Source organism: Mailhella massiliensis (genome assembly GCF_020741395.1).
GTDB classification, from domain to species: domain Bacteria; phylum Desulfobacterota; class Desulfovibrionia; order Desulfovibrionales; family Desulfovibrionaceae; genus Mailhella; species Mailhella massiliensis_A.
Map to the genome: position 1 here is coordinate 1 of NZ_DYZA01000221.1, position 11,498 is coordinate 11,498.

8 protein-coding genes are annotated in these 11,498 nt (G+C 57.2%); all 8 read left to right on the forward strand.

What is annotated here, in order from left to right; all coding sequences use genetic code 11:
• Positions 1–142: 142 nt before the first annotated feature.
• The 8 genes from K8W16_RS10720 (at position 143) to K8W16_RS10755 (ending at position 11,300) form a co-directional block, all read left to right on the forward strand.
• Positions 143–1,447, forward strand: coding sequence for a sigma 54-interacting transcriptional regulator (locus K8W16_RS10720; RefSeq protein WP_304123558.1), 1,305 nt, complete (start codon positions 143–145; stop codon positions 1,445–1,447).
• A 196-nt stretch (positions 1,448–1,643) separates the two neighbouring features.
• A complete protein-coding gene (locus K8W16_RS10725) occupies positions 1,644–3,656 on the forward strand; it encodes a hypothetical protein (protein WP_304123560.1) in 2,013 nt (670 codons plus the stop codon).
• Positions 3,656–5,257 (forward strand): hypothetical protein, encoded by a 1,602-nt coding sequence (locus K8W16_RS10730; RefSeq protein WP_304123562.1) that lies wholly within the window; start codon positions 3,656–3,658, stop codon positions 5,255–5,257. Before K8W16_RS10725 ends, K8W16_RS10730 begins: the two co-directional genes overlap by 1 nt.
• Entirely contained in the window at positions 5,254–5,889 is a 636-nt protein-coding gene (locus K8W16_RS10735) for an RAMP superfamily CRISPR-associated protein (protein ID WP_304123564.1), read from the forward strand. Before K8W16_RS10730 ends, K8W16_RS10735 begins: the two co-directional genes overlap by 4 nt.
• Entirely contained in the window at positions 5,886–7,487 is a 1,602-nt protein-coding gene (locus K8W16_RS10740) for a hypothetical protein (protein WP_304123566.1), read from the forward strand. The genes K8W16_RS10735 and K8W16_RS10740 overlap by 4 nt, the downstream gene beginning before the upstream one ends.
• A 2-nt stretch (positions 7,488–7,489) precedes the next feature.
• Entirely contained in the window at positions 7,490–8,902 is a 1,413-nt protein-coding gene (locus K8W16_RS10745; protein ID WP_304123568.1) for an RAMP superfamily CRISPR-associated protein, read from the forward strand.
• A complete protein-coding gene (locus tag K8W16_RS10750) occupies positions 8,899–9,327 on the forward strand; it encodes a hypothetical protein (RefSeq protein WP_304123572.1) in 429 nt (142 codons plus the stop codon). Before K8W16_RS10745 ends, K8W16_RS10750 begins: the two co-directional genes overlap by 4 nt.
• On the forward strand, positions 9,324–11,300 hold the full coding sequence (locus K8W16_RS10755) for a TIGR03986 family CRISPR-associated RAMP protein (protein ID WP_304123574.1): 1,977 nt from the start codon (positions 9,324–9,326) through the stop codon (positions 11,298–11,300). The genes K8W16_RS10750 and K8W16_RS10755 overlap by 4 nt, the downstream gene beginning before the upstream one ends.
• Positions 11,301–11,498 lie beyond the last annotated feature (198 nt).

Genomic DNA, 11,498 nt, shown 5'->3' on the forward strand with positions numbered 1-11,498 from the left:
GTTGAATATTTTTATTTCCTGGATAGGAAAAGCGGATATAGAACATATTGAAGATGTCAATAAGGAACAAAGAGGGCCATTTTATACAATACTTGAGCACTATTGCGGAAAGGACAAAGGATTTTTTCAGAAAGTTGTTCTATTGTGTGACAGGCAGGTGGGGGGAGAACCCTCGCTGATTAAAATAAAACGTGCGGTGCAGCTCTTTGGTTGCAGGGATGTGGAAGTCCATGTACTGGATGTGAAGGTTGCCGACGTTGCCGCCATTTATCAGGCGGAATACCGTGTGCTTTCCGCACTGCCCGGTCATGCCGCGTACTATTATAACTTGACGTCCGGTACCGGGGCCATGCACTCCGTACAGCTTCTCATGAGCGTCAAGTTTCCCGGTTTTCCGATTTATACTGTCAGGCCGGATTTTCGTTCTCCGGGGGAGCCCGGAGCCAGAATCGTACCCTTGCCGGATATTCTTTCCGGCATTGCCCCCGATGCTTCGCCTTCGGAAGGTCCGTTTATTGCCGGCGTCAATAGAAAGATTTTCGAGCAGGTCAGGAACAAGATTGCCAGAACGCGGGCATCGGTGCTCATTGTCGGCGATACGGGAGCCGGCAAGACGCAGCTTGCCCGATATATTCACGCATGCAGCGACAGAGCCGGGAAGGAAATGATTTCCGTGAACTGTGCGGAAGTGGCGGGCGACCACAACATGATGCGCTCCGAACTGTTCGGTCATAAGAAAAACAGCTTTACCGGCGCGGTGGAGGAGAAGAAGGGCGCTTTTGAAAAAGCCTCAGGCTCGACGCTTTTTCTGGATGAAGTGGGAGAGATTCCCCTGAATCTTCAGTCGTTGCTGCTCAAGGCCCTTGATGAGGGGCTCATTACGCCGCTGGGCTCGAATCGAAGCAAAAAGGTCGATGTGCGCATCATAGCCGCCACGAACAGAGATCTTCTGAAAGATGTGAAGGAAGGGCGTTTTCGCTGCGACCTCTATTACCGGCTGGCGCAGTATATGCCCAGACTCAGCCCTGTTTCCGCCTATTCCGAGAACGACAGGAGCAGGCTTCTCGACTACCTGCTCGACTCCATTAATAAGGAATGGTGCATGGCCCTGCCGCGTGTGCTTTCACTGGAGGCCAGAGCCCTGCTGCTTGCCTATGCCTGGCCCGGCAATATACGGGAAATGAAATTTCGCCTTACCACTATCTGCCTGTTGTCCGATACCGTCATCACGGCGGACGACGCGAGCGGACAGCTGGAACTGCAGCAGGAACCGGAGGCCGGAGAAGATTTCATTCCTTCCGACATCAATGCATGGCTTGATGAAAAACATGCCATGTTCATACGGCGCGCACTGCGTCTCAGCGGCGGAAGCGACGCCAAAGCTGCCAGAATGTTGAGTCTGCCTCAAAGCACCTTTATTTCCAGAAAGAAGAAGTTCGGCTTGTAAAACATACGGATTTTCGTGTGAAAATCGAAAATCCGTATGTTTTTATCTGTCAGATGCTTTGTTTTATGGCGAGAGACGAGGATATACTTTTGGCATGTTTTTTGCTATAAAAGGACGAGAGGCGCGTTTGGCAGGGAAAGACTCAGCGTTGTTTTGTGCGCATTGTCTTGGAAGATATATAACAGGAGATGACTCCATGTCTCATACGTTTGTCTCCATAGTCGGCACCCAGATCATGGGAACGCTGCATCCCAGGCAGGCTTTTCTCCGGGCCTGCCCCGGAGGCAGAAGCATACTTCTTGCCACCAAGGCAACAGAGGAACATGCTCTTCGTCTGAAGAGCTGGGCGGCAAGGCACGACGGTTGCGACGTCGATATTCTTTCCATTCCCATGACGGCGGGAACAAAGGAGAGCGCGTCGGCCGTTGTTGCGCGTCTTGCCGAAGAAGCGGAAGCCTCAGGAGGACGCATCTTCTTCAATGTCGATGGGGGGATGAACTATCTTATCGCCGACTGTGTCGTTGCACTCGGCAACCATCGTCCTGTTTTCATCCAGTCATCCGAAATGCGCTCCCTTGCCTTTGATACGGAAACGGGGCTTGTGGAGCGCCTTGCCGATGCCGACAGGTTTTCCGTCCGGGAAATGCTGGAGCTTCAGGGCGTGGAGTGGAGTCGCGCTGCTTCTTCGAGTCCGCTTGTAGACTGGTGTGCTCAGCAGGGCATGGCTCTGCCCGAAGGCTGTGAGACCGGTCTCGCCATTGACGGCGTGACCTTTGATGTGGTCTGGAATCCGGGGAGCAACCGCATCAACTTCATGAAGGACATGCGCTTCCTTCCGAAAGATTCCAAGGAGCGCGTCAACATTGAGCGGAAACTCGTGCAATGGGCTGCCGACAGAAAGCGCAGCACGCAGCTGTATGATCGCAGAGTCTATGCCGTCGTAAGCGATGAGAAGACTGCCCATCGCCTGCAGACCGAGTCCTGCGGAAAGATAGAGGTGTTGGACAGAACGGGCGAATTCGGTGAACACTCTCCCTTGCGGGGCAAGCTGGAAAAAGTGTTTGCCCGCAGGGCCGTGTTCAAGGATGCTTCCGAGACGCTGAAGCCCCAGAAGCAGAAGGCGGAGTCTCCTCTGGAAGACGGCACGCTCATTGTGAGCGTAGGGACCAATATTGTGCCTACGATTACGGCGCTGCGCTCTCACAAGGCGCGTCATGCCGTACTTTGCTGCACCAAAGACCTTGAGGACGTGGCAAAGCGCATAAAAAATGCCGCAGACTTCTTCGGGTTTGAGTCCGTGCGCATTGTCCGCGTAACGGTGGAGGGCAATTATCTGGAGACTCTTCTTCCCGCTCCGGCGGAGGGGGCGCACGTCAGCATAAACATCACTCCCGGCACCAAGGGGCAGGGGGCCATGCTGGCATGGTGGGGACGCAGTCACGGCTGTTCGGTGTGGTCCATCGACAACAGAAACGGACTCTGCGTTCCCCTGTTCGCTCCGCACGACGAGCAGCCTCTGAAGGTCGTTCCCTGCGACATGGAGACACGCTTCCTCGTGGAGGGCGCGTTGCTGCGCAGTTGCGGAGAACTTTCGGAGGCGGACAGAGAGATGTGCCGCGTCATGCTTGCCTTCATGAGAGTCTCCATTGACGAGGACCGGGATGACGACGTCATGAAAAGAGCGGTGTCTGCCGGAGGCATGAGACTTGAGCCGGGCAAGGGCAAGGAGTGGGTGCTCACCGCCGGCGGCACAGCATATCGTTTTTCCACGGAAGGCGGAGAGTGGCTGGAAAAGCTGGCCGCCGCCGCGCTTGAAGAGGCAGGTTTTACCGACGTAAGGTATCGGGTTCGATTCAGCTGGCCGGAAGCCATAGAGAAGACTATCCGTCGGGAGAACAGCCTGTCTTCGGAGACGGACGTGTTCAGCCTGGATTTGGACGTGACAGGCAGTCGGAACAACGACATTGTCGTCATTTCCTGCAAGGCCAACCCCTATGCCTCCGTGGAGGATGCGGCCGACGAAGTGGCTGCTACGGGAGAACGGCTGGGTCGTTTTGCTCTGAGAATGCTTCTCCATGTCAATGAGAAACTTTTTTCCATGCATGGCGACAACGTCATGGTTTTCGGCTGGCGCTTGCTGTGCCGCAGGGAAGAGCTCCTGAAGCTCATCGAAACCCTGCGCCTTTTACTGCGGACGACGGAGGAATGATGGAACGGCAACTGGCATTTGTGAAACTGGAAGTGTGCGGCATCCAGAAATTCCTTTGCAGCACGGGGAAGCTGAAGGAGATGATAGGAGGCTCCGAGATTATTGACGCACTCCCGGAAACCTTTCTGAACGACAGGCTGAAGGAGCTTTCCCTGCGCAGGGTTGAACGCCCGGAACCGGACAGAGACTGGTGTATCGAGGTGCAGCGGGGCGCGGGAACCATTTGTCTCATCATGTCCGATTACGACAAGGCCTTCGAATTTCTGACCTGTTTTTCCGAAGAAGCGCTGGAGCGTTTTCCCGGACTTCCCTTGTACGGAACGCAGGTTCCCATGACCTGGGACATGGAGTCCTACCGGCTGGCGCGCAGCAATGCGGAACGGCGCATCGAGGAGCAGAGAGCTCTTTTTCCCGTGACGTGCGGCGTTCACATGCTGCCGGTTCTGGAGGCCGCCAGACTCGACGGATATCCCGCCTGCGCGAAGGAGAAGGGGGAATTGGTTTCCGTGCCGTCGGCGACGCGCAGGATGGAAGAGTACCTTGCCGATTCGCGTCGGAGACTCCGGACCATGACGGAAGAGCCGAAAGGCGTGGAGGCCGTCTGGGAAGACGACCTTGGCAAGATGCTGGGGAATGAGAAGGCCAGAGTGGCTCTTGTGCACATGGACGGAAACGACCTCGGCAAGTTGTTCAGAAAAAAGCTGGAAGAGGGCAGAGAGCTGCCTTTGGAGCAGAGCATAGCCTCCATGAGGGAGCTTTCGGAAACCGTCGTCCGGGCCAATAAGGCGGCGTTCCGGGCGGCGGTGAAGGAAGTCATGGATTTCGAGCTGCGCCGCAGGCCCGTACATCGCCTTGTCATGCCGCTCCGCCCGCTGGTCATGGGCGGCGACGACATCACGCTGGTCATCAGGGCCGACCTTGCGCTGCTGTTCGTTGCCCGCTTTGCAGCAACATTTGAAAGGGAGTCGCAATGTTTGGGAGAGCGTCTTTCCGTCGGGGCCGGCATGGTCGTCATGAAGGCGTCCTATCCCTTCGCCAGAGCGTTTTCTCTTGTGGAGAGCCTGACGGAAAGCGCCAAAGGGGCAACGCTGAACGCTTCACCGAGGCCCAGCAGTCTCGACTATCTGGTGCTTACCGAGGACGTGGAAGACGATGTCGAAGCGTATCGGCGCAGAGCCTGCACGGCGGACGACGGAGCGCTGCTTACAACAAAACCGTTCCTTCTTGGGCGGCAGGAGAGGGGAACGTCTCTGGCCTCGTTTGTCAGAAGCGGCGTGGACGTGTTGAAGACGCTTCCCCGCTCTGCCTTGCGCCCTGCCATGAACGCCTGCCACAGCGGCGAAGAGAGCGCCGCTCAGCACTGGGAAAATCTGTGCAGGAGCATGGATAAGGGCATGGGGGGAAGGTTCGGCAGAGACCTCATGCGCCCGGCGCTGTTGCGGGAACTGTTTCCTCATGGATTTTTTTCCCCGGCCCCAGAAGCAGGAAAAAAGCGCACGATTCTTGGCGATTATCTGGAGCTTGAACATCTGCTGCCGTCTTCGGCCGTAGATACGAACGACCTGCTGGCAAGACTGGTCGAAGTGGAGAATGACGGATGATGGAGGCGGAACTGCACATCAGCTTTGTTTCGGACTGGCATTGCGGCAGCGGTCTTGGGGAAAGTCACCTTGCTGATGCTGTGCTCAATCGCGATGCCGATGGCGTTCCCGTGATACCCGGTCGTGCCGTCAAGGGCGCGCTCCGGGAGGGAGCCTGGCGTCTTTGTGCGCTCGGAGGCGACTATGCCCGGGCTCTGCCTCTTCTTTTCGGTTCCGACTCGCAGAGCGTCAATGAAAAGCATGCGGGGCGCCTGTACGTTGCTCCCGCCACGCTTCCGGAAGACATACGCGTCTTTCTTCTTTCCCTTTCCTTTGAGGAGAGGGGGAGAGAGGTCTCGTACATGATGACCCGTCGTTCGCGCACGGCGTTGAAGGACGGCGTGGCTGAACAGGGTTCTCTGCGCACGCTGGAATGCGGCATTCCCGGAACCGTCTTCAACAGCAGGCTCACCTTCGATATGCCTGAAGAGAACAGCGCCTGGATTCTTCCGTACATGGCCGCCGTGTGCGCGGCCGTGAAAAGCATGGGAGCCGACAGGGCCAGAGGGCTCGGGCGTTGCAGGCTGCAGCTGATGACGAAACACGGCGCCGAGGTGCCCGTACCTGCTCTTCGGGACTGGAGGATGGCATGATGACATTTACGATACGGCTCAGGGCGGAAGAGCCGCTCGTCATTACCTCAGGCTCTGCGGAAAGCATGGCGCACGAAATGTTGGGATATATTCCCGGCAACATGCTTCTCGGCGCGTTTGCCGAGTCATGGAAGCGCGTTCACCACGGCGTGGAGCCCGACGCGTCTCCTGTCTTTCAGCGTCTTTTTCTCGACGGCGGCGTTTCCTGGGGAATGGCGTTTCCTCTGTGCGGAGAGGAGTCCGGCGTTCCTGTCCCCCGTTCCTATATGCGGGTGAAGAATCACAAGGGCCTGCCTGGAGTCGGGGAAGATGCCGACGGTCATGTCGTGGTGAATCTGCTCCGCGTTTCCGACGACGACAACCTTACGGCGGTTCTGCGTGAAAGAGGCGTTCTTGCACAGGATGAGGCGGCAAAGCTCAAGAAGTTTGGCTCGCACTTCATGGGAAGAAAGAGCCTGAGGATTGCAGAGGAAAAGAGAGAATGGAATATTCATGTTGCTCTGGGGACTCAGCGCTCGGCTCTGGAGGGGCAGCTCTTCGGGTACAGCAGCATGGCGGCGGGCACGGAGTTTGCCTGCACTGTGACCTGTTGCGATGAGGAGACAGGGCGGCATCTGCGGAATCTGCTGTCTTTGACGAAGAGTTTTCGCGTGGGCCGTTCGCGCTCTGCCGGATACGGCAGAGTCTCCGTTCTTGAAGTGACGGAAGAAGTGCAGAACAATGAGGCCGTAAGCATCGCTGCCGGGCAGGAGTTCGCCATATTTTGCCTCTCGCACTACATGTCTTCCGTTTCCTGGCTTTCTCCTGTGGAAAGCCTGTGCGAAGAGCTGGAACGGCTTTGCGGAGAGCCTCCCGTGCTGACAAGGAAGTTTTGCACCTATGTGGAAATCCAGGGGTACAACGCCATGTGGAAAAAGCCCCGGGCTTCCCGCACGGCAATGGAGCAGGGCAGCGTATTTCTTTGCTCCTTCAAAAAGGCGGTACGGCTTCCCGGAAAACTCATGCTTGGCGGCAGCCGGATTGAAGGGTACGGCAGGATGGAGGTGGACCCGGAATTTCTGGACAAGTCATTCCCCGATATCCCGACGACGGATTTCAATGTTCCCGAGAAGAAGGGCCTGCGTCCTCAGTCTTCTCCCCTGTGGCGAATCATGCGCCGCCGTGCGCTGGACAGACGGTGCGAGGAGCGCACTTATGCCATGCTGCTTGAGGAATGCTGGCAGCAGTTTCTTTCCACGGCGGCACGGAATGCCCATCCCAGCGCAAGTCAGCGCGGCAACATTCGCCGCATTGTCACGGAATTGCCGCATGACTGCTGGGAATCGGCCTTTGGCAGCATGCTGGAGAACAGCAGGAGCGCAGGCGAACAGTGGAGGGAGTCCGTGGCCTTCAGCCCCTTTTCCCGAGGCAACGATTACATGGACGTCATCATGAAGGAGCTTCTTTCCATGAAGCGAGGGGAGGAGTTTCTGCCTGAAGGTCAGGAAGAGGGAGTCGAGCGTTATGCGGCACGAGAGAAGGCTCACCGTCTTTTCCTGCTGAGGCTTCTTTCCGTATGGAATCGAAAAAGTCTTGCCGGCACCGACGGGAGGAACTGAGCATGCGCATATTTCGGATGACGCTGGAATGTCTTTCTCCGCTCCATTGCGGAGGCGGTGAGGAGAGCTGGCTGCAGGATCAGCCCGTGGTGCGCGACGCATTCGGGTACTGGATCATCCCCGGAACGTCTGTGGCCGGCGCCTTGCGGGAGCTTGCGGAACAGCTGGACAGCGCGGCTGCAGACAGCCTGTTCGGCGGAAAAAAGGCGTCGATGTTCTGGGCGTCGGACGCCCGGCTGCTGGATTATGACGGTCGGCCCGTGCTGGACAAGCTGCTCGCCGGCGAGAAGGTCGAGCTCCCACAGGGGCCTTTTCTTCGCGATCATGTCCGCTTGAACAGCGAGAACGAAACGGCGGAGGACAGGGCGAAGTTTGATGAAGAGATCGTTCCGGCAGGGACGCGTTTTGCTTTGGAGTTTGCCTTCGATCCGTGGGACAGGAGCGATGTGGAAAGGGAACTTGCCCTTTTCGATCAGGTCTGTGCTCTCGCCGCGCAGGGAGGCATGTCTTTGGGAGGACACGGCACGAACGGCATGGGTGTTTACCGTGCGCTTTGTACGGAATGTCGCGACTTCGACCTGACCTCCTTTGCAGGAATGCAGGCATGGCTGGAGCTTTCTTCCGGGGCCTTTTTTTCCGGCAGCGATGGCGGAAACCCCGTGGCAGTGACGGAAACAGTTTTTCCCATGCGGGGCGACGGCTTCAGCGGCGCTCTCACCATTCCGTTCGAGGCCGACGGCCCGCTTATTGTGGGCGGAGGCTCTTCCCTTCGGGGAGAAGATGACCTGGTGTTTGCTTCGACGCCTTTTTTTGACTACGAGACCAAAGGACTGAAGGAATGTTTCGTTGTTCCGGGAAGTTCCGTAAAGGGAGCGTTCCGCCATGCCATGTATCGGATATGCCGCGAGCGCGGCCTTTCTGCGGAAGAGGCCGAAAAGCTCATGAGCAGCCTTTTCGGCCATGCGGAGAATCAGGGCGGACGGAAAGGCAGACTGCTGTTCCATGATGTGGAACTTGGCGATGCGCAGCCTTTGAGCATTCCCCATGTTGCCGTTGACCGCTTTTCGGGAGGGGCGCTGGACGGCGCCCTGTTCAGTGAAGGGCCGGTATGGAAGAAGGGTATGAGCACGACGGTTTCCGTTTCGCTGCAAGGCCTTGCCTCTCATGAACTTGCGCTTCTTTTCCATGCTCTTTTCGATATGGCGGAGGGGGGCCTGCCCCTGGGCGGAGGGGCAGGCCGCGGCTGCGGCAGGCTCGTGCTCAGGGACTGGAAGGAGAGTCCGGAAAAGGCTCTTTCCAGGTGGGAATGCACGCTTTTTCAGAACGGGAAGCCTGTTTGCGTTGCCGATACGGAAGCCATGCTTTCCGTGTTCGCGCAGCTTGATGAAGAACTAAGCAGGGTGTTGCAGGCATGAGAAGAATGACCGTTGCCGTTGCGCAGAAACATTGTACCGTGGAAGAATTTTTTTCTCTTGCAAGGTCCATGACCGGGCCTTCCGCCTGGCTCCTATTTGAAACGGCAAGGAGGGCCGGTATCGTCCCCCTTGAGTCCTTCGACATGAACGGGGTGATGGAAGCCTCAAGGCTTGTCGTTTTTTCCGGGCAAGGCGAGTGCCGCATGGAAAAGGCTTTTGGAGAAAGGGAAGGCAGAGTGCGCATGATACAGTGTGGCGATGAGAGCGGAAAAACATGCTTTATGCGTGAACAGAGCTATCTTCTGCGCCGGGGTGTCGGTGTGACCGGCAGTCTCGTCTGTCGGGAATTTTTCTGCCCGGATGAATGCGGCATGCTCAGGCTCCATGCCGAATGCCTTGCCGACGTGAGGGAGGAAAAACGATGAGTGATCAGCCGGAAATCAAAGGCACCCTTCACATTCAGACAGGCAAGAAGGGCAGAAGTTTTCAGGTGTCCTACACGAACCTGAAAGGCCGGGTGTCCCGGATGCCCGTGCAGGAAAAAGCGGTATGTTTCGATAAGGAGAAGGCCGCCGAAGGCGATGAGGTCCTCTTTGTGCTGAACCATACGGGGCAGATAGAAAAATGCTCCATCCCCGGCAAGGAGGCCGTTTCCGCAATGCCTGCCTCAGGAACGGAGAAACAGGGAGCAACGGGCAGGAATGCCGAGTTTTCTTCCGGAAGACAGGCGTTCAGAGGCGGGAGCAGGCAGAAATATGGAGGCAGTCATTGCGGGCAAATGCCTTCCGGACCCGGAAAGCCTGCGCTGTGCGATGCCGTGGCTCCGTATAACTTCATTTCCCATGAGCCGGGAGCCGTGCTGGAAGAGAAGGGGGCGGAACGTGGTCACTGGTCGGGCGTGCTGCATTGCCGTCTTGAGGCGCTCACGCCGCTGCTTGTGGCCGGAGAAAGGCAGAAAAGAGCGGATGACTCCTCGGAGTGCCGTTTTTTCACCGTCGAGGGAAGAAACGTCATTCCTGGCAGCAGCGTCAAGGGAGTGCTGCGCACCCTGGTGGAGATACTTTCCTTTTCCGCCATGCGTCAGGTTTCCCGCCGGGAGTCGTTCTGGCGCATCGTGACGGGCGCCGTTTACCGGGAGGCTTTCACTGATGAAATTCTGGGCGGATACCTGCGCCGGAATGGCGCGGACTACGAGCTTTTTCCCGTTGTGGTGGAAAAGGTGGAGCATGGAGAGGGGCCTTTGAGCGGCGGCGAACGGGTGCAGACCGGCGGCATATTGTACAGGGATAGAAAAACGGGTGCGCTCAGACATTCCACCGACTACAGGTTTTCGCCTCCTTCGGGAAAAGCTCTTCCTGTTGCCCGCGAGGTGGTAGCAGACTTTGAACGGCAGATGACCGAGGACCAGAAGAAGCGCTGGCGCCGGGAGCGCTGCCTGCAGGGGGACGGGCATCCGGTGTTCTATAGAAAAGATGCCGATGGAGCTGTGGCCGAACTGGGACTGTGCCGTTACTTCCGTCTTAAATACCATAAGTCTCCCGCCGACCTTGCCCGCAGTGCCGCAGCCGTGGATTTTGCAGAAACGCTGTTTGGCCGGGTTGGCGAAGCAGGGGCCATCAAAGGGCGCGTGACGGTGGAGCCTGTTTTTGTGGAAGGGAAGGAGTACCGTCCGGGCGGTTGCTGTGCCGTTCTCGGTACGCCGCACCCCACCAGTCTTGCGCACTATATTGTTCAGAATCCTGCCTCGATACGAACCGTTTCCGGCGGAACAAAGAACGAGCCTGAAAGCCTTGCAGCCTACAGAAGCGGAGAAAAGCTGCGCGGCTGGAAGATGTACTGGCACCATGATGTGAATGAAAGTCTGTGGTTTGCCGAGGAAAGGATGCCGCTGTCGAAAAAAGTGCTGACATGGCTGCATCCGCTGGCTGCCGGAGCCGTTGGCGAGGTGAAGATACGCATCGACAGACTGACGGATGTGGAACTTGGCGCCGTGCTGGAAGCGCTCTGCCTGTCGGGCGGCAATCATGCCGTAAAGCTCGGCATGGGCAAGCCGCTGGGCTTTGGTTCGGTAAAACTGGAACTTGTACATGCCGAAGTGGAGGATACGCGCACACGCTATGCCTCTCTTGTGAATCGTGTGAAAGGCGGCAGGCCCTGCCTTGATGCCGAAACGCAGGCGTGCCTGAGGGAACAGTTTCGGAAGAACAGGCTTGAGCGTCTGCATGAACTTGGCTGGTGGAAGGAAATAGGCGAGTATGACGCCCTTCCTCCGATACAGGAACTGCATGCGATGACGGATTTCACCCGTCGCCCTGCGTCGGACAAGGTGCGCTACATGTCACTGAGTGACTTCAAGAAGAAGGCGCTGCTTGTCGGTCCGGAAGCAGTGCTGAAGTAAAAACGTTTGTAAAAGACCTGCAGAACATACGAAAGCCCGGCTCCATGGCCGGGCTTTCGTTGTTTAAAGGCTTACTGCGCGCAGAGAACACCCGTGTGGGTTATCTATGGAACGCAAAGATAAAGAAGGAAATCGAGTCACAACCTCTGCGCGCAGAGAACACCCGTGTGGGAACGCAAGCAGCTCAGAGCTAAGATA